A 17605-nucleotide genomic window follows, 5' to 3' on the forward strand; every position below is an offset into this window, starting at 1 on the left:
ACCGTCATGTGTCCGCCGCTCCGCTAAACACGGGGGCTGCGCGGCGGACACGCCGACGTCACCGCAATGCCACGCCATTTTGCAGAACTTGACGCACACAACTTCTAACCGGTATCCCGGTTGGTCAAGGCGATGTGGCAGCAGCCGGAACCGTGGCCCGGCGTCCAGGTGACGTTGTCGAAGCGCACTCCGGTGGCCTCGAACAGGCCGCGGTCGAAGGCGCCGGCGATGCGGCAGAGTGTGGCGAGCTTCTCGTCGCCGACGCCGGCCTCGACCCAGGCGTCCTTCAGCGGACAGCGCCTGACCTTGAAGGCGATGCGGTCCGGACCGCGTTCGACGTCGGTCGGATACATGCGACCGCCATCCGGGCTGACGGCGAGGAACGCCTCGCCGATCGCCGGTGCGTCGTTTGGGCCGAAATCGGCAAAGGCCGCCGCCGCAACCTCCTTGCCGCGTTGTTCGATTATACGGATCATGATCGCCTCGGCTTTTTCCGCGCCCAACTCCGCGGTTAGCTCGTCGAGGAATAGACGATAGAGATCGGCGCGGTTGCGGAAGGCGGAATCGAGTTCGCGCGACAGTTTTTCGGCTCGGGCTTCGGCGTCGGTCATGATGCGTCCCGTTCGATCCTTGACAGTCTTGGCGCTGCCGTCACCAGCGCCTTGCCGATCGCGGATTGCGGCGCGTCGATTACGCTGCGCGCATCGCCGCTCTCGGCAATGCGCCCGGCTTCCAGAATAGTGACCCGGTGAGCGATGGCACGGACGACACCGAGATCGTGCGAAATGAACAGATAGGCGATGCGTTCCTCGCGTTGAAGGTCAAGCAGCAGCTGCAGGATCTGCGCGCGCACCGAAACGTCGAGCGCCGACACGGCCTCGTCGAGCACGACCAGCGACGGTTTCGTGGCGATGGCGCGGGCGATTGCAACGCGCTGGCGTTGGCCGCCGGAAATCTCGTGAATGGCGCGGCCGGCGAGACCGGGGCCGAGGCCGACGCGTTCCAGCAGAGCTGCAATACGGCGCGGGCGCTCGGGGCCAGAGGCGATGTGATGGATGCGCAAGGGGTCGTCGAGCACACGCGCGACTGTGGCGCGTGGGTTCAAGGCGGTGAGCGGATCCTGAAACACCATCTGAAGACGGGCGCGCCGGCCGCGCAAGGCAGCGCCGTTCAGCGACAGGAAATCGCTGCCTTCAAATTCAATACGGCCGGTATCGACTTCGATGAGCCGCAGCATCAGCCGAGCTATCGTCGACTTGCCGCTGCCGGAAGGTCCGGCCAGCGCCAGCGTCTCGCCGGGGTCGATGTGGAAGGAAACGTCGTCGACCGCGGCGATGATCTTGCCGCCGCGACTGTATCGTTTGGTCAGGCCGGAAACGGCGAGCAGCGGGTCGGTCATGTTCGCAACAGCGGCTCGGCGTCGAGGCCGAGATGAGCGTCAAGCAGCACACGAGTGTATGCGTGACGCGGCGCATTGACGATTTGGGCTGTCGAACCGAGCTCGAGCAGCTCGCCATGCCGGAACACCGCGATGCGCTCTGCAAGCTCAGCGGCCAGCGCAATGTCGTGGCTGATGAACAGCAGCGTCATACCGTCCTCGGCCACCAATTGCCGAATTAGCGCGACGATCTCGGCCTGCACGATGGTGTCCAGCGCGCTGGTCGCCTCGTCGGCGATCAGCAATCTCGGACCGGCCGCGATCGCCGCGGCGATGGCGACACGCTGCTTCTGGCCGCCCGAGAGCTGGTGTGGAAAGGCGCAGAGGGCAGCGTCCGGATCGGGCAGGCGGACGCGCTCGAGCAGGGTTTTTGCCTTGGCATAGGCGTCTCGCCAACTGAGGCCGAGATGGGTGTAGGCGACTTCCGCGATCTGCTTGCCGATTGGCATCACCGGGTCGAGACTGGCGGATGGGTCCTGGAAAACGAAGCCGATATCGCGGCCGCCGATGGGGGTGTGGCTTGTCGCAATGACGAATGGTCGGCGCTCTGTCGCGCCCCCCTCTGTCCTGCCGGACATCTCCCCCTCAAGGGGGGAGATTGCGCTTTCATCTCTGCCTTCGCCAATCACCGAAGCTGGCGGAAAGGAACCGGCTGCGAAACTACCGATTCCCCCCCTTGAGGGGGAGATGTCCGGCAGGACAGAGGGGGGTGCCTTGGCACCAAACATTGGCGGCGGACGCAAGAGCCAATCGATGCGGCCTTCGATCCTGGCGGTGGCCGGCAGCAGCCCGGCAATGGCCAGCGCCAGCGTGCTCTTGCCCGAACCGCTTTCACCGATGATGGCAAAGCGCTCGCCGGCCGTGATGTCGAAGCCGACATTCTTCAGCGCCGCCACCTCGGCGCCGTCGCGGCGATAGGTCACCGTCAGATTGCGGATCGAAGCAAGCGCCGTCACGACAGGCTTCTCCTCACCGCCGTCGTCTCTACGACGCCTTCGCCGGTGAGATACACACCGAGCACGGTGAGCACGAGCGCTACGCCCGGAATGATCGACAGGAAGGGCGCGGTGCGCAGCACGGCGCGGCCTTCGGCGATCATGCCGCCCCAGGTAACCCGGTTGGGATCGCCGAGGCCGAGAAAGGACAATGCCGCTTCGGTGAGAATCGCCGCGGCGACGATCACCGACGACAAAGCCATTACCGGCGGCAGCGCATTGGGGAGCACCTCGCGAAAGGCGATCTCCAGCGGATGCATGCCGATGACGCGGGCGCCGGCAACAAAATCGCGCTCGCGGATCGACAGCACTTCGGCCCGCGCCACGCGTGCCGGTCCGGTCCAGGCGCCCAGCGCGATCGCAGCGACGACGACGCCGAGCGACGGCCCGACGATGCTGACGAAAGCCAAAGCCAGCAGAAAGGCTGGGACGGTCTGGAAAGCGTCGGTGATGCGCATCAGCATCTCGTCGACAAGGCCGCCAGCAAAGCCGGCCACGGTGCCGATCACGGCGCCGATGGCAAGGGCGGCGGCTGCTGCTGCCAGCCCAACCGCCAGCGAGGTACGGGCGCCATGGAAGAGCTCGGCTAGCACGTCGCGGCCGAGCCGGTCGGTGCCGAGCGGCAGCGACCAATCCTGGAAGGGCGGCAGCAATGCCGGTCCGGCAATCGCCTGCGGATCGCCGGGAAAGAACAAAGGTGCAGCAAGCGCCACGGCAAACAGCGCCGCCAGGATGACCGCGCCGGCGACAGCCTCCGGCGTGCGCAGGAAGCGGGCAAGTGGACTCATGCGCTGGCCTCACTGGCCCCGACGCGCGGATCGAGGAAGACGTAGGCGATGTCGACGAGAACGTTGATGATGACGACCAGGACAGCGCTGGTGAGAATAATGCCGAGCAGTAGTGGGGTATCCCGCGCGGCCACCGCTTCCTGCGCCAGCCGGCCGAGGCCGGGCACGGAAAAGACGCTCTCGATGACGACGCTGCCGCCCAACATCTGCGCGGATTGCAGGCCGAGCATGGTGACCAGCGGCAACAGTGCGTTGCGGGCGACATGGGCGAGCACGATGCGGCGGCGGGAAAGTCCCCTGGCGCGGGCGGCCAGCACAAAGTCCTGTCGCCACACCTCGGCCATGCCGGCGCGCATCATGCGCAGATAGAGCGCGAGATAAATGAAGCCGAGCGCCGAAACCGGCAGGACGAGATGGCGGGCGATATCGGCGGCGCGATCGAGGCCGGTCCTGGCCGAGACGATACTCTCGATGCCGCCGATCGGAAACCAGCGCAGGTCGACGGCGAAGACAATGATCAGCACAAGCCCGAGCCAGAAGCCCGGCACGGCATAGAGCGCCAGCGAACCGATGGAGAGGAAGCGATCGCGGAAGCTGCCGGGTCTGGCGCCGGCATAGATGCCGATCGCCGAGCCGAGGCCGAAGGAGAGCGCGGTGGCGCTGCCCATCAACAGCAGCGTGTTGGGCAGGCGCCCGAGGATGACATCGCGGATCGGCCGCGAAAAGCTGACCGATTGGCCGAGATCGAAATGCAGCAGCGCCCAAAGATAATTGGCGAGCCGTGTCAGCTCCGACTGGTCGAGACCCCAGCGGTGACGCAACAACTCGATCATGCCGGCGTCGCCGCCGGTCGAGACGATGTAGGCATCGACCGCGTCGCCGGGAGCGGCTTCGAGCAACAGGAACGTGCCGATGACGACAATCAGCAGCACGAAGATGCTGCCGACGAGACGGCGGCGAAGGAGGATGACGGCGCGGGTCATGGCGCAACGCCGATAGGAGAGCCAAGTCTTCGGTGCCGCCCTCTACGGCGCCCCCCTCTGTCCTGCCGGACATCTCCCCCATAAGGAGGGAGATTGGCAGCTTCGGCGTTGCCGGCCGTCTTGCAACGCTGGAGATTGGCGAAGGCGACAATGACAGCCGATCTCCCCCCTCGTGGGGGAGATGCCAAGTGGTGGCAAAGAGGGCAGGACAGAGGGGGGCGCGAAAAAGCTCTCATCGCTGAAGCTGAGCACCCACACAAGCGGCGCGCAAGTCTGGAGAGACTTTCTTACCCCTCCAGCCAAGTGTCCGCCCAGTTCGATACCGCCCAGCGCGGGTTGTTGGCGATGTTGTTGACCGTATCACGGGCGACGCTGATGAAACTCCATTCGGCGACGTTGATCAGCGGCAGGTCGGCGGCAACTTTTCTCTGGAACTCCTTGTAGAGTTCAGTGCGGGCGGCGGTGTCGAGCGTCTCCGATGCCTTGGCGATCAGGGCGTCGAGATCGGCATTCTTGTAGCCACCCTGGTTGGAGAAGGGCACGCCGTCGGGAATGCCGCTCTGCACCAGGATGGTGGTCGAGATCGCCGGATCGCCGCGGAACACCGGCGGCCCGACCGCAAGGTCGAAGGCGTGGTCGGTGTAGACAGCCTTGATATGCGCGGCAGAGTCGTTGTTGACCAGCTGGGCGTCGATGCCGATGGCGGCGAGCGCCTGGCGCAGATAGTCGCCGAACTGCTTGGTTTCGTTGAAGTAAGGCGCCGGCAGCAACCTCAGTGAAAAGCGCTTGCCGTCATCGCCCCGGCTGTAGCCGGCCTCGTCAAGCAAGGCGTTGGCCTTGGCGACGTCGAAGGCGTAGGTCGGCACGTCGGCGGTGTAGAATTGCGGGTCGTTTTTCGGCACCGGGCCAGTGGCGGTGGCGGCATAGCCAAGGAATACCGTCTTGACGACGAAATCCTTGTCGATGGCGTGAGCGATCGCCTGGCGTACTTTCAGGTCGGCCAGCTCCTTGCGGCGATGATTGATCTCGACGACGAGCTGGTAGGTCAGCCCTTCATAACCCTTGGTGATCACCTTGAGACCGGGCACTTTGGAGATGCGGTCGAGATCGGCCAGGGGCACGGCGGAGAAGGCGGCGAGCTGGATCTCTTCGGCTTCCAGGGCGCTGGCCGCCGACGTGCGGTCCGGCAGCACCTGATAGATGATCTCGTCGAGATAGGGCTCGTCCTTGCCCCAATAATCGGTGTTCTTCTCCAGCCGGTAATATTCGCCGGGCTTGTGTTCGGCAAATTTGAACGGTCCGGTGCCGACCGGGGCGTTGTTGGCCGGGTTGTCCTCGATCTTTCCGGTCTCGTAGATGTGCTTGGGCACCACGCTGCTCAGCGCCGGCAAGGCGTTGCGGATCAGCTGGAACGGTGTCGGCTTGGCGAATTTGAACACGGCGGTGGCTTCGTCCGGCGTGTCGACCGCCTCCAGATCCTTGAACACGGTGCGGCCGAGATTCTGCAGCGGCTTCCAGACCTGCAGCGCCGAGAAGGCGACATCGGCTGAGGTGAATGGCTTCCCATCATGCCATTTGACGCCCTCGCGCAGTTTGAACGTCACCGACAGGCCGTCGGCGGCACCTTCCCAGCTGAGCGCCAGGCGCGGATCGAGCCCGTCCTTGCCGCCGAAGGAGGCCTCGGCCAAGGTTTCCACGATCTTGCTCGAAATGAAGAAGACGCCGTTCGAGGCGACAATCGCCGGATTGAGATTGCGCGGCTCGGAATCGGCGGCGACAACCAGTCGTCCGCCCTTTCTCGGCGTCTGCGCCGAGCCGATCGTCGGCATGGCGGTTGAGGCCAACAGCAATGCCGAACCGGCCAGCATTGTACGTCTGGAAATGGTGAACTCTGGCATGATCGAACTCCGTCCTCTCCGCGGACCCGCCGGGTCCGCCGTACCCCTCGGACGCTCGTAAGCATCCTGCAAAGCTGATTATGGGCCTTGTGCGGGGTTTCGCCAAAGACGGAATTGGCGCATCTCTACGTGGCTTTGAAATTTCCGTCCGCTGGACCAGTTGTACAGAAAACGGTTCGACGCGCGGTTCTAGCAGGACCAGACTGGAGTAAAGTGCAGCAGGTGGAGCAGCTTTTGGGGCTGGTTCGCCCGTTCTGGCTGGACCAGATCGGGCAAAATGATGCAGATTTAAGCATAGCCGAGGTTCAGAGCCGGAAAAGCCGGTGCCGGCGAGCGGCCGGCTAAGGGATTTCAGGGAGAGAGACATGAACATTGCCCCAGGCAAGAATGCCGTCGGCAGCGTGCCGTTCGACCAGGCCAGGGTGGACGGGCTGATGGAGGAGGCCGGCATCGACGTGCTGCTCGCCACCTCCAAGCACAACACGCAATATCTGCTTGGCGGCTACAAGTTCATCTTCTTCGCCGCCATGGATGCAATCGGCCACAGCCGTTATCTGCCTGTCGTCGTCTATGAGAAAGGTGGGCCGGAGCATGCCGCCTATATCGGCAACCGCATGGAAGGCGGCGAGCACCAGAATCATCCGTTCTGGACGCCGACACTGCATGCCGCCTGCTGGGGTACGCTCGATGCCGCCAATCTGGCGGTCGAGCATTTGCGAAAGATCGGCAAGGGCAATGCCCGCATCGGCATCGAGCCCGCCTTCCTGCCGTCCGACGCCTATATGCTGATCCGCAACGCGCTGCCGGATGCCAAGCTGATCGATGCGACTGATATGCTGGAGCGCATGCGGGCAATCAAAACCGAGGCGGAGCTGGAAAAGCTGCGCATCGCTTCGGAGCTGATCACCGATTCCATGCTGGCGACCATCGGCTGGGCACGCGAAGGCACGACCAAGAGCGAGATCATCGAACAGCTCAGGCGCGAGGAGACCAATCGCGGCGCGCATTTCGAATATTGCCTGTTGACGCTAGGCTCCAGCCACAACCGCGCCGCCTCGCCGCAGGCGTGGAGGAAGGGCGAGGTGATGTCGATCGATTCCGGCGGCAACTACCACGGCTATATCGGCGATCTTTGCCGCATGGGCGTGCTGGGCGACCCTGACGCCGAACTCGAGGATCTGCTGGCCGAGATCGAGACAGTGCAGCAGGCGGCCTTCTCCAAGGTCAAGGCGGGCACGCTGGGCGGTGACATGATTTCTCATGCCGAAGGCGTTCTGAAGAAATCCAAGGTTGCGGCCTATACTGATTTCTTCGCGCATGGCATGGGGCTGATCACGCATGAAGCGCCGTTCCTGATGACCAACCATCCGGTGACCTATGAAGGCACCTATGCCGCAAAGCCGCTGGAGAAGAACATGGTGCTTTCGGTCGAGACGACCATGCTCCACCCGACGCGCGGCTTCATCAAGCTGGAGGACACGGTGGCGGTGACCGATGCCGGTTACGTCATGTTCGGCGATCGGGGCCGGGGCTGGAACAGGGGCGGGGGCGGCTTAGGCGCTGGTTACCTAGCCCGTTCTTGAGATTACCTCGTCCGAGCAAATAATTGGTCACGCCAGCGAGCATTTGCCGATATGGAACGCGAACTGCCCAAGCAGGTCTTTATCGACGGGTGCGAGCAGATCTCCATGGAGTTCGAACCGATTGGGTTCCGCTTTGCGAAAAGCGGTCCTCATGCGAGTCGTCGGGCCGGCGACTGGGCATTCAAAATCTCCTTTCAATCAAACTATCTGAACGTCGGCGGCGAGTACGTCGAACTCGTCGTGCATGCGTCGGTCTACAGCAAGGCAATAAAGGAGTGGGACGAGCGAAGCGCTTGGCCCGCCAGTGCCAGCGATTGGGTCGCCGGTGGACAGCTTGGCAATTTGCGAACCCCGCATCATTGGCGGACATGGAACATCGCAAACCCGCATACCCGCCAGGCTGAAATCGCGAACATCGTTGCCAACATCCAAACGACTGTCCTGCCGCTCTTCGAACGTTTCGACGTTCCGCGCAAACTAGCCGAACAGGTCGCATGTTCTGAAGTTCCGGGCTTCATGTTCCCTGAAAATGCTGTTCGATTTGTACTCTGGCAGCTTGGTCCAGAGGCAGCGGAAAACTGTTTGTCCTATTGGGTGGCGCGCTTACCTTCGCCGGATGCTTTCCGATCAGAGCGCGATGTCCCCACTTTGCCGGATAGGCTCGCTCTGGGGAGCGATACTAACAACCTAGCAAGGGTCGCTCGTGCGATGAAGATTGGCCTCAGCCTGTGACATTATCTGCCCGGCGGGATCAACCTGAAATCCGGCAACTCCCGCAACGCCAGTTCCGGCCCGGCCGGCGAATAGACGACGAAAAGCTGCATCGGCCCGTCGCCGGTATTGAGCGTCGAGTGGAAGCGGCTTTCCGGCACATAGATGGTGCAGCCGGGGCCGACTTTCTCGACGACCGGGTTGCCTTTCTCGTCTTCGACCATCTGCTCGCCATTGCCTGAGATGACAAAGATGATCTCCTCCGCACCCGGATGGTTATGACGCGTATGGCCTTTGCCTGACGGTAGGTCGACGACACCACCGGAAAATCGCTTTGCGCCGTTCACTTCGGGAGCGACCGTCAGCGACAGCCTGCCCCAGTCGAAGCCGAAGGCGCTGACGTCTTTTGGATATACGAATACCTTGCTGTTGTCGGTCATCGTCCCACCCTTCTTTTTGCTGGTCTCTACGCAGCGCCGAACGTAACGGCCTTGAAATCCGCCGTCTGCCTGGCGATCGAGGCTTCCGCCGGCAGCCGCTCCATCGAACTGGCGCCATAGAACCCGTGCAGGCCCTTGCAGCGCTCGAGAATATATCTGGCGTCGTCCGGCATCGAGATCGGCCCGCCATGGCAAAGCAGGATCATATCCTCGCGCACTGAGCGTGCCGCTTTGGCGATGGCGTCGATCTCGCTCACACAGTCGTCCAGCGATTTAGCCGATGTCGCGCCAATCGAGCCGCCGGTGGTCACCCCCATATGGGCGACGACGATGTCGGCGCCAGCTGTCGTCATGGCGCGCGCCTCGTCTGGGTTGAAGACATAGGGCGTGGTCAACAGGTCGAGTTTGTGAGCCTCGGCGATCATGTCGACCTCGAGCCCGAAGCCCATGCCGGTTTCTTCAAAACTCTGCCGCATCTGGCCGTCGAACAGTCCGATGGTCGGAAAGTTCTGCACACCGGAAAAGCCCATCGTCTTCAACTCGGCCAAAAGCAGCGGCATGATGACGAAGGGATCGGTGCCGTTGACGCCGGCCAGCACCGGCGTCTTCTTCACTACCGGCAGCACTTCGTAGGCCATTTCCTTGACGATCTCGTTGGCGTTGCCATAGGCGAGCAGGCCGGCGGCCGAGCCGCGCCCGGCCATGCGGTAGCGGCCGGAATTGTAGATGATGATCAGGTCGATGCCGCCGGCTTCCTCTGCCTTGGCCGACAGGCCGGCGCCGGCACCGCCGCCGACGATCGGCACGCCGTCCGCGATCATCTTGCGGAATTTCTCCAGGATTTTCTTGCGCGGTATGGCGGCCATGTCTTGGTGTCTCACTGTCTGGCGATGTCGAGGAAGGCCGTTGTGGCAGCCCAGGCGAATTCGGGGTCGTTGATATGAAGCGGCAGGCGCAGCACGCGCCGCGTTTTGGCGGGTTTGATGGTACGCTCGATCGCCTCGAACAAAACGGCATCGGCTTCAGGGTCGAAGAAGGCGCCGCCTTCAATGTCGAGCGCCGACACGCCTTTCTCCGGAATGAGGAAACGAACCGGACCCTGGCAGAGGCTCAGCCTTGTACCGATCCATTCGCCGATCGTTCTGCTTTCGTCGGCAGTGGTGCGCATCAGTGTGACGTTTGGATTGTGCTCATAGAACAGCCGGCCGCGATAGCGTTCCGGAATTGTCGGCGGCGCCCAGAAATTGACCATGTCGAGCGCGCCGACCGAGCCGACATAAGGCAGCCCGGTGCGGGCGATGGCGCCAAAGCGATCTTCGGTCGCCGGCAGCACGCCGCCAAGCACCAAGTCGCAGACTTCGGTCGTTGTGATGTCGATGACGCCTGACAACAGGCCGCTGTCGGCCAATTTTTCCATGGTGCGGCCGCCGGTGCCGGTGGCATGAAAGACCATGCAGTCATAAGTCGAACGAAGCTCATCGGCGATCGCGGTCACGCATGGCGTGGTAACGCCGAACATGGTGAGGCCGAGCGACGGTTTGCCCTCGGGCGGCGGCGCCGGCTTTGTCGCCATGCCTGATATCGCCTGGGCGGCATTGTGCAGCACGACACGCGAAAGCCGGTTGAGGCCGGCCATGTCGGTCACCGACGGCATCATGACGATGTCGGAGACGTCGACGTAAGGCGCGGTGTCACCCGAGGCCAACGTCGAAACCATGATCTTGGGCAGACCGAGCGGCAGCGTGCGCATGCCTGCGGTGATGATCGAGGTGCCGCCACCGCCGCCAATGCCGATAATCCCGGCAATATCGCTGCGCGACTGGACAAACCGGGCAAAGGCGGCAGCCATCGCCGCCACCGCGGTGCCGCGATCGTCGACGCCGAGCACGGCATTGCGACCCTCGGAATGGTGGCTGGCGACCTCGTCTGCCGAAACATCGACCGGCACGGTCGCGCCGCGTGTTCCGATGTCGACACGGGCAATCGAAGCGCCGGTAGCCGCGACCGCATCGGCCAGAAATGCGAGTTCCTCGCCCTTGGTGTCGGCGGTGCCCACCACATAGATGCGTTTCATCGCGTTTCCCCGGTCTTGGGCGTGCTCGGCGCTGCCGCCCCTTTTTGCCCGGCCGTTCGACGGCGCGAAGGGCCATTGCAATTTTTTGAGACACGCGTATCGTATTGACATGAATGTCTCACGTCAACAAGCGGCAATGGACGACGATGCCAGCCAAGGGCCGAACCCCCAAGTAGAGCGCGGGGCCCGCGCGCGCACCAGGCGTCTCATGCTTGAGACGGCGACAAAGCTGATGCAGGCGGGCGCCACGCCCTCCGTCAGCGAGGTGGCGGAGGCAGCGGAGGTCTCGCGCGCCACCGCCTATCGGTATTTTCCGAGCCAGGCGGCGTTGGTGCAGGCGGTGGTCGATGAGGGGCTTGGGCCGATCCTTACGTGGAAATCGAGCTCTGCCGATCCCGAGCGCCGGGTCGCCGAGCTGTTCGAGACCGCCATGCCGCGCATCGAGGTCTTCGAAGCGACGTTCAAGGCGGCGCTGAAACTGTCGCTCGACCAGTGGGCGCAGCGACAGGCAGGCACGCTTGACGGCGAACCTGCCTTCACGCGCGGCCATCGCGTCGATCTTTTGAAAGATGCGATCGCGCCACTCAAAGGCCGGTTGCCGCCGCGCGAATTCAAGCGGCTCGCGCAGGCGCTGTCATTGATCTTCGGTGTTGAGGTGCTGATCGTTTTAAAGGATATATGGGGATTGGATAGCCGCAGTATGATGTCGGTTGCGCAATGGGCGGCCGGCGCACTGGTGCGTGCGGCGGTGACGGAATCGATGGCTGAAGGTGACGGGATCGCGCCGACGAGGGCCGTTAGATGAGGCCAATCTGGTTCGACCAGATTTTCAGCCTGACCATTTGTGCTACTAGCGATGCAGCGGCCCAAGTAAGGCACTTATGTATCAAGGAGTAGGAAAATTCAGGGAAAACAGGCAGATATCGCAGAAGCCAACTTGTCTGCGTGTCCGCCACCGTCCAAGAAAGAGCTTGACGTTCGTCTGAAATTGGTAATACCAGATCAGGACAAATAAAGCGGATCAAAGGGTGAAGGCTAAGATCCGTTTCGGTCGAACGAGGAGGCTCAAAAACCGGAACGGTGCCGTCACGGGAGGACTACCAGGGCCGGCCTCGCCGCCGGCTCGCATGACGCGGTAGAATGCGCACAAGGGAGGAAATCATTATGCGCAAGACAATGACCAGCTTGCTTGCTGGTATCGGCCTAGTGCTCGCCTGCGGAACGTCCGTCTACGCGCAGGAAAAGGAACTTACAATCTTCTGGGCGGAATGGGATCCGGCCAATTACCTGCAGGAACTCGGCAACGAGTACGAGAAGGAAACCGGCGTCAAGATCACGGTGGAAACCACACCGTGGCCCGACTTCCAGACCAAGGCCTTCACCGAGTTCAACGCCCATGGCGACGCCTACGATATGGTCGTCGGCGACTCGCAATGGCTCGGTGCCGGCTCGACCGGTGGCCACTATGTCGACCTGACCGACTTCTTCAACAAGCACAAGGTCGGTGAAGTGATGGCACCGGCCACGGTGAAATACTATGCCGAATATCCGGGCGGCAGCAGCAAGTACTGGGCGATTCCGCTCGAAGGCGACGCCGTCGGCTGGTCCTATCGCAAGGACTGGTTCGAAGACCCCAAGGAAAAGGAAGCCTTCAAGGCCAAGTATGGCTACGATCTCGACGTGCCGAAGGATTTCAAGGCGCTACGCGACATCGCCGAATTCTTCTACCGGCCGGACCAGAAAAAATACGGCATCGCCATCTACACCGACAATTCCTATGACGCGATGGCGATGGGCTTCGAAAACGCGCTGTTCTCCTTCGGCGGCGAGCTGGGTGACTATAAGACCTACAAGGTCGATGGCTTCATCAACTCCGACAAGGCGATCGCGGCGCTCGACGCCTACAAGGAACTCTACAAGTTCACGCCTCCGGGCTGGGCCAAGTCGTTCTTCGTCGAGGACAACCAGGCGATCACTGAAAACCTGGCCGCGATGAGCATGAACTACTTCGCGTTCTTCCCCTCGTTGATCAACGAGGCGTCGAACCCGAACGCCAAGAACACCGGCTTCTTCGCCAATCCAGCCGGACCTGGCGGCGACCAGTTCGCCGCACTCGGCGGTCAGGGCATCTCCATCGTTTCCTACTCGCAGAAGCAGGAAGAGGCGACGAAGTTCCTGGAATGGTTCATCAAGGACGAGACCCAGAAGAAATGGGCAGCGCTCGGCGGCTACACCTGCAGTGCCGCCGTGCTCAAGTCGCCCGAATTCCAGAACGCCACGCCCTACAACAAGGCGTTCTACGAGACCATGTTCAAGGTCAAGGACTTCTGGGCGGTTCCGGAATATGCGGAACTGCTGCAGCAGCTCAACCAGCGCATCTATCCTTACATGATCGGCGGCGAAGGCACCGCCAAGGAGACGCTGGACGCACTGGCAGCCGACTGGAACGCGACCTTCAAGAAATACGGCCGCGGCCAATAAGTATGAAGTTTCACGGAGGGGGCGTTCGTGCCTCCTCCGTTTCTTTTTCTGATTTTTGAACCGGGAGCAGAGTCTTGGCGACCACGATGATCACCACGCTGGACAGGTCCTCGCGGGCCGCCGCTCGCGGTCTAAGCGACATTTCGATCCGCAATCTCTTCATCATCCCGACGATCCTGTTTCTGATCGTCTTCAACATCTTCCCGCTGATCTATTCGCTGGGCTATTCGTTCACCGATTTCCGCGCCTCGACCAGCGCGGCGGCGAATTTCGTCGGGCTGCAAAACTACCGCGACCTTCTCAGCGATCCCTATGTCTGGTCCAACTTCGCCATCACCGCAAAATACGTCATCATCTCGGTCGCCGGCCAGCTGCTCGTCGGCTTCGGCGTGGCCATGCTGCTCAATCGCGACATTCCGCTCAAGGGCCTGCTGACGACGCTCCTGTTGTTGCCGATGATGCTGTCGATGGCCGTCGTCGGCCTGTTCTGGAAGCTGCTCTACGATCCGTCCTTCGGCATCATCAATTATGCGCTGGGCCTCGGCACCTTCGAATGGCTGTCGAATCCGAAAATGGCGCTCTATGCGGTCGCGCTGACCGACATCTGGATGTGGTCGCCCTTCGTCATGCTGTTGTCGCTGGCCGGCCTGTCGGCCGTGCCCAAGCATCTCTACGAGGCAGCCGCGATCGACAGGGCCGGGCCGTTCTACACCTTCTTCCGCATAACGCTGCCGCTGGTTGCGCCGATCCTGATGATCGCGGTCATCTTCCGCACCATGGAGGCGTTCAAGACCTTCGACCTCGCCTATATCCTGACCAGCCAGCCGACGGCCGAGCTGATCTCGATCCGGCTCTACAAGATGGCGTTCCAGGAATGGCAGACCGGGCGTTCCTGCGCGCTCGCCTACATCGTGCTGATCATGGTGCTGGCGATCACCAACATCTATGTCAAATACCTCAACAAGGTGAAGGAGCGCTGAGATGGCCGCAGTCCGCACTTCTTCCGAAATCACCTTCAACCGGGTCGCCATCGTCGCTGTCCTGCTGGTGACGATCATCTTCCTGGCGCCGATCTACTGGATCGCCTCGACGGCGTTCAAGCCGCGCAACCTCGCCACCACCATTCCGCCGACGGTGGTTTTCCAGCCGGAGATATCGCCCTTCGTCAAGTTGTTCACCAAGCGTTCGCAACTGCGCAGCCCGCCGTCGCCGGAGGAGTACGCGGCTGCGCCGTGGTGGGAGCGCGTCGTCTTCAATGGGGGCGAAAAGATCGTGCGCGATGGCAAGGGCCAGGTGCAGTGGTCGGGCTATCCGAGCCGTTTCATGAACTCACTGATCGTTGCCATAACCTCGACCGTCCTGGCCGTCGGCATGGGCACCTTCACCGCCTATGGGTTCTCGCGCTTCAAGGTAAAAGGCGAGGCGGACCTACTGTTCTTCATCCTGTCGACACGCATGCTGCCGCCGGTGGTCGTCGCCATTCCGATGTTCCTGATGTACCGGGCGGTCGGCCTCAACGATTCCCATATCGGCCTGATCATCCTTTACACCGCCTTCAACCTGTCCTTCTCGGTGTGGCTGATGAAGGGCTTCATGGACGAGATCCCCAAGGAGTATGAGGAGGCGGCCCTTGTCGACGGCTATACGCGCATGGAGGCCTTCTTCAAGATCGTGCTGCCCGAGGCCGCCACCGGCATCGCCGCCACCGCCGTGTTCTGCTTTATCACGGCGTGGAACGAATATGCCTTCGCACTGATCATGACCAGCCGCCGTGCCCAGACAGCACCGCCCTTCATCCCCAGCCAGATCGGTTCCGGCCTGCCGGACTGGACGGTGATTGCCGCCGGAACCTTCCTGTTCCTGCTGCCGGTCGCGATCTTCACCTTCCTGCTCCGCAACCACCTGTTGCGCGGCATGTCGTTTGGAGCGATCCGCAAATGAGCTTTCGCGACATCAACCAGAAATATCTCGAACCGGGCAGCCAGGTGCTGATGGTGCTCGGTATCATCGCGCTCTGCCAGCCGTGGAACATGCTGCTGCACAGCTATGGCGTGACCATCATCCTGATCGGCCTGATCGGCTTCAACATCACCTCCAAGATCGCGCCGGAGGAGAAGGCCGGCACCGAGCAAGGGGCAAATCCGGGGGCACAGCATTGACCCAGATCGAGCTTCGAGGCGTCCAGAAATATTTCGGCGCCGTCCAGGTCATCAAGGACCTCAACCTGAAGATCGACGACAACGAGTTCATCGTGCTGCTCGGCCAGTCGGGCTGCGGGAAGACGACGACGCTCAGGGCGATTGCCGGGCTGGAGACGATCGACGGCGGCGACATCCTCATCGACGGCAAGCCGGTCCAGCACCTCAAGGCCGCCGATCGCGATATCGCCATGGTCTTCCAGTCGTTCTCGCTCTATCCGCATATGAGCGTCTATGAGAACATCGCCTTTCCGCTCAGGGCGACGCGCAAGAGCAAGGCCGAGATCGACAGCGAGGTGCGCTCGGTCGCCAAGAAGCTGCAGATCAGCGATCTCCTCGCCAAGAAACCGTCGGCGCTGTCGGGCGGCGACATGCAGCGCGTGGCGATCGGCCGAGCCTTGGTGCGGCGGCCGAAGGCGATGCTGATGGACGAGCCGATCGGGGCGCTCGATGCCAAGCTGCGCGAGGAGATGCGGGCCGAGATCAAGCGGCTGCACATCAAGCAGGGCTCGACCAGCATCTACGTCACCCACGACCAGATCGAGGCGATGAGCCTCGCCGACCGCATCGTCATCATGCATGAAGGTGTGCTGCAGCAGGTCGGCTCGCCGGACGAGGTCTATTCGCATCCGGCGAATCTTTTCGTCGCGCAATTTGTAGGCAGCCCGGTGATGAACGTCGCCGACACTTCGGTGACCGAGAAAGCCTCATCGGCCTCGGTCACGGTCGGCGATGCGGCCGCCGGTTTCGAATTCCCGCGCGCCTTGCTGTCGAAGCTCAACGGCCATGCCGGCAGCCAACTCGCGCTCGGCATCCGGCCGGAAGGCGTCCTCGTCCGCCGCGAAGCCGCCGAGGGATTCTTGCCGGTGGAGACGCAGATCGTCGAGCCGCTCGGGTCCTTCGACATCGTCGACCTCAAGGTCGGCTCCAAGATGCTGCGTGCGCGCACCAAGAGCGGCTTCATCGGCGGCCCCGGCGAAAGAGTCTTCGTCAGAATCGATCCCAGCCAGGCGCATTTCTTCGACACGGCGAGCGGCAAATCGCTGGGAGTGAGACTCTGATGGCCCACATCCAGCTCAAGAACATCTCGAAGAAATTCGGCAACCACACCGCCTTGACCGGGCTCGATCTCGACATCGCCGATGGCGAGTTCTTCGTCCTGCTTGGCGAGACCGGCGCCGGCAAGACGACGACGCTGCGCATGATTGCCGGCCTGGAAAAACCGAGCGAAGGCCAGGTCTTCATCGACGGCGTCGATGTCGCCGACTGGGGCGCGGCCGAGCGTGACGTGGCGCTGGTGCTGCAGCAATATTCGCTGTACCCGCGCTATACGGTGCGCCAGAACCTCGAATTTCCGCTGAAGCCGAAGATCCGCCGGCTGCCCGATGCCGAGATCAAGGATCGTGTCGACCGCGCGGCCAGGACGCTGAGGATCGAGCATCTGCTCGACCGCAAGACCGACAGGCTTTCAGGCGGCGAGATGCAGCGCGTCTCGATCGGTCGCGCCATCGTGCGCAAGCCGCGGGTATTCCTGATGGACGAGCCGTTGTCGGCGCTCGACGCCAAATTGCGCGAGGCGCTGCGCACCGAATTGAAGAACCTGCAGATGCAGCTTGGCGCCACCTTCCTGTTCGTGACGCATGATCAGATCGAGGCGATGTCGATGGGTGACAAGGTCGGCGTGCTCAACCATGGCCGCATCGTCCAGACCGGCACGCCGTACGAGATCTATAACAATCCGCGCGACACCTACGTGGCAAGCTTCGTCGGCTCGCCGCCGATGAACCTCATCGACGGCAAGCTCGTCAACGGACGTGCGGTGATGGCGCCGCTCAATTTCGAATTGCCGTTTGCGGGGGGTGCCAAGACTTCGGGGGGTGCCAAGACTTCGTGGGGGCTAAAGACGGGCGCGGGGGGGGCGGGGGGGCGCCGGCGGGGGGGGGTTGGTGTAGGAGGCGGCGGGGCGAGGGGCGGCCCGCGCGGGGCGGGGGGGGGGGGCGGGGGGGGCGGAACCGG

At 62.5% G+C, this 17605-nt stretch carries 18 protein-coding genes; 9 read left to right on the forward strand and 9 right to left on the reverse strand.

The window, feature by feature from the left end; all coding sequences use genetic code 11:
- Nucleotides 1–104 precede the first annotated feature (104 nt).
- From NKI18_RS32280 to NKI18_RS32305, 6 genes are all read right to left on the reverse strand, one after another.
- Entirely contained in the window at nucleotides 105–611 is a 507-nt protein-coding gene (locus NKI18_RS32280) for an L-2-amino-thiazoline-4-carboxylic acid hydrolase (RefSeq protein WP_352622248.1), read from the reverse strand.
- Nucleotides 608–1399: an ATP-binding cassette domain-containing protein gene (locus NKI18_RS32285; protein WP_352622250.1), complete on the reverse strand. Its 792-nt coding sequence runs from the start codon at nucleotides 1397–1399 to the stop codon at nucleotides 608–610. The genes NKI18_RS32280 and NKI18_RS32285 overlap by 4 nt, the downstream gene beginning before the upstream one ends.
- Nucleotides 1396–2394, reverse strand: coding sequence for an ABC transporter ATP-binding protein (locus NKI18_RS32290; RefSeq protein WP_352622252.1), 999 nt, complete (start codon nucleotides 2392–2394; stop codon nucleotides 1396–1398). The genes NKI18_RS32285 and NKI18_RS32290 overlap by 4 nt, the downstream gene beginning before the upstream one ends.
- Nucleotides 2391–3221 (reverse strand): ABC transporter permease, encoded by an 831-nt coding sequence (locus tag NKI18_RS32295; protein WP_352622254.1) that lies wholly within the window; start codon nucleotides 3219–3221, stop codon nucleotides 2391–2393. Before NKI18_RS32295 ends, NKI18_RS32290 begins: the two co-directional genes overlap by 4 nt.
- Nucleotides 3218–4204, reverse strand: a complete 987-nt coding sequence (locus NKI18_RS32300) for an ABC transporter permease (protein ID WP_352622256.1) — start codon at nucleotides 4202–4204, stop codon at nucleotides 3218–3220. The genes NKI18_RS32295 and NKI18_RS32300 overlap by 4 nt, the downstream gene beginning before the upstream one ends.
- Before the next feature lie 287 nt (nucleotides 4205–4491).
- A complete protein-coding gene (locus NKI18_RS32305; RefSeq protein ID WP_352622258.1) occupies nucleotides 4492–6102 on the reverse strand; it encodes an ABC transporter substrate-binding protein in 1611 nt (536 codons plus the stop codon).
- 365 nt (nucleotides 6103–6467) lie between these two features.
- On the opposite strand from NKI18_RS32305, the gene NKI18_RS32310 reads away from it, so the two are divergent.
- The gene (locus NKI18_RS32310; protein ID WP_352622260.1) at nucleotides 6468–7685 is read left to right on the forward strand and encodes a M24 family metallopeptidase; all 1218 of its coding nucleotides are present in this window, start codon (nucleotides 6468–6470) and stop codon (nucleotides 7683–7685) included.
- Between the two features lie 51 nt (nucleotides 7686–7736).
- Entirely contained in the window at nucleotides 7737–8417 is a 681-nt protein-coding gene (locus NKI18_RS32315; protein ID WP_352622262.1) for a DUF4304 domain-containing protein, read from the forward strand.
- A gap of 2 nt (nucleotides 8418–8419) precedes the next feature.
- Here NKI18_RS32315 and NKI18_RS32320 read toward each other — a convergent pair whose 3' ends face one another.
- The 3 genes from NKI18_RS32320 to NKI18_RS32330 are packed head-to-tail and all read right to left on the reverse strand — an operon-like array spanning nucleotide 8420 to nucleotide 10910.
- The gene (locus tag NKI18_RS32320; protein WP_352456830.1) at nucleotides 8420–8836 is read right to left on the reverse strand and encodes a cupin domain-containing protein; all 417 of its coding nucleotides are present in this window, start codon (nucleotides 8834–8836) and stop codon (nucleotides 8420–8422) included.
- A gap of 26 nt (nucleotides 8837–8862) precedes the next feature.
- Entirely contained in the window at nucleotides 8863–9702 is an 840-nt protein-coding gene (locus NKI18_RS32325; protein WP_352622265.1) for a phosphoenolpyruvate hydrolase family protein, read from the reverse strand.
- 11 nt (nucleotides 9703–9713) lie between these two features.
- Entirely contained in the window at nucleotides 9714–10910 is a 1197-nt protein-coding gene (locus NKI18_RS32330) for a Tm-1-like ATP-binding domain-containing protein (protein WP_352622267.1), read from the reverse strand.
- A gap of 109 nt (nucleotides 10911–11019) precedes the next feature.
- On the opposite strand from NKI18_RS32330, the gene NKI18_RS32335 reads away from it, so the two are divergent.
- The 7 genes from NKI18_RS32335 to NKI18_RS32365 form a co-directional block, all read left to right on the forward strand.
- Nucleotides 11020–11715 (forward strand): TetR/AcrR family transcriptional regulator, encoded by a 696-nt coding sequence (locus NKI18_RS32335; protein WP_502900800.1) that lies wholly within the window; start codon nucleotides 11020–11022, stop codon nucleotides 11713–11715.
- A gap of 359 nt (nucleotides 11716–12074) precedes the next feature.
- Nucleotides 12075–13391: an ABC transporter substrate-binding protein gene (locus tag NKI18_RS32340; RefSeq protein WP_352448404.1), complete on the forward strand. Its 1317-nt coding sequence runs from the start codon at nucleotides 12075–12077 to the stop codon at nucleotides 13389–13391.
- Between the two features lie 74 nt (nucleotides 13392–13465).
- Nucleotides 13466–14371: a carbohydrate ABC transporter permease gene (locus tag NKI18_RS32345; protein WP_254816733.1), complete on the forward strand. Its 906-nt coding sequence runs from the start codon at nucleotides 13466–13468 to the stop codon at nucleotides 14369–14371.
- Between the two features lies 1 nt (nucleotide 14372).
- The gene (locus tag NKI18_RS32350; protein ID WP_352448403.1) at nucleotides 14373–15332 is read left to right on the forward strand and encodes a carbohydrate ABC transporter permease; all 960 of its coding nucleotides are present in this window, start codon (nucleotides 14373–14375) and stop codon (nucleotides 15330–15332) included.
- Nucleotides 15329–15550: a hypothetical protein gene (locus tag NKI18_RS32355; RefSeq protein ID WP_352622272.1), complete on the forward strand. Its 222-nt coding sequence runs from the start codon at nucleotides 15329–15331 to the stop codon at nucleotides 15548–15550. The genes NKI18_RS32350 and NKI18_RS32355 overlap by 4 nt, the downstream gene beginning before the upstream one ends.
- Nucleotides 15547–16650, forward strand: coding sequence for an ABC transporter ATP-binding protein (locus tag NKI18_RS32360; RefSeq protein ID WP_352622274.1), 1104 nt, complete (start codon nucleotides 15547–15549; stop codon nucleotides 16648–16650). The genes NKI18_RS32355 and NKI18_RS32360 overlap by 4 nt, the downstream gene beginning before the upstream one ends.
- A partial coding sequence (locus NKI18_RS32365) for an ABC transporter ATP-binding protein (protein WP_353021900.1) occupies nucleotides 16650–17605 on the forward strand: 956 nt, incomplete at its 3' end. The genes NKI18_RS32360 and NKI18_RS32365, both read left to right, overlap by 1 nt.

The organism is Mesorhizobium sp. M0800 (genome assembly GCF_040320095.1).
GTDB lineage: Bacteria > Pseudomonadota > Alphaproteobacteria > Rhizobiales > Rhizobiaceae > Mesorhizobium.

What these genes read in the sequence shown, in the direction of transcription:
- NKI18_RS32310 (WP_352622260.1), top strand. Translation starts at nt 6,468, where the DNA reads ATGAACATTGCCCCAGGCAAGAATGCCGTCGGCAGCGTGCCGTTCGAC.
- NKI18_RS32335 (WP_502900800.1), top strand. Translation starts at nt 11,020, where the DNA reads ATGAATGTCTCACGTCAACAAGCGGCAATGGACGACGATGCCAGCCAA.
- NKI18_RS32340 (WP_352448404.1), top strand. Translation starts at nt 12,075, where the DNA reads ATGCGCAAGACAATGACCAGCTTGCTTGCTGGTATCGGCCTAGTGCTC.
- NKI18_RS32355 (WP_352622272.1), top strand. Translation starts at nt 15,329, where the DNA reads ATGAGCTTTCGCGACATCAACCAGAAATATCTCGAACCGGGCAGCCAG.
- NKI18_RS32305 (WP_352622258.1), bottom strand. Translation starts at nt 6,102, where the DNA reads ATGCCAGAGTTCACCATTTCCAGACGTACAATGCTGGCCGGTTCGGCA.
- NKI18_RS32280 (WP_352622248.1), bottom strand. Translation starts at nt 611, where the DNA reads ATGACCGACGCCGAAGCCCGAGCCGAAAAACTGTCGCGCGAACTCGAT.
- NKI18_RS32300 (WP_352622256.1), bottom strand. Translation starts at nt 4,204, where the DNA reads ATGACCCGCGCCGTCATCCTCCTTCGCCGCCGTCTCGTCGGCAGCATC.
- NKI18_RS32295 (WP_352622254.1), bottom strand. Translation starts at nt 3,221, where the DNA reads ATGAGTCCACTTGCCCGCTTCCTGCGCACGCCGGAGGCTGTCGCCGGC.
- NKI18_RS32325 (WP_352622265.1), bottom strand. Translation starts at nt 9,702, where the DNA reads ATGGCCGCCATACCGCGCAAGAAAATCCTGGAGAAATTCCGCAAGATG.
- NKI18_RS32285 (WP_352622250.1), bottom strand. Translation starts at nt 1,399, where the DNA reads ATGACCGACCCGCTGCTCGCCGTTTCCGGCCTGACCAAACGATACAGT.
- NKI18_RS32330 (WP_352622267.1), bottom strand. Translation starts at nt 10,910, where the DNA reads ATGAAACGCATCTATGTGGTGGGCACCGCCGACACCAAGGGCGAGGAA.
- NKI18_RS32315 (WP_352622262.1), top strand. Translation starts at nt 7,737, where the DNA reads ATGGAACGCGAACTGCCCAAGCAGGTCTTTATCGACGGGTGCGAGCAG.
- NKI18_RS32350 (WP_352448403.1), top strand. Translation starts at nt 14,373, where the DNA reads ATGGCCGCAGTCCGCACTTCTTCCGAAATCACCTTCAACCGGGTCGCC.
- NKI18_RS32320 (WP_352456830.1), bottom strand. Translation starts at nt 8,836, where the DNA reads ATGACCGACAACAGCAAGGTATTCGTATATCCAAAAGACGTCAGCGCC.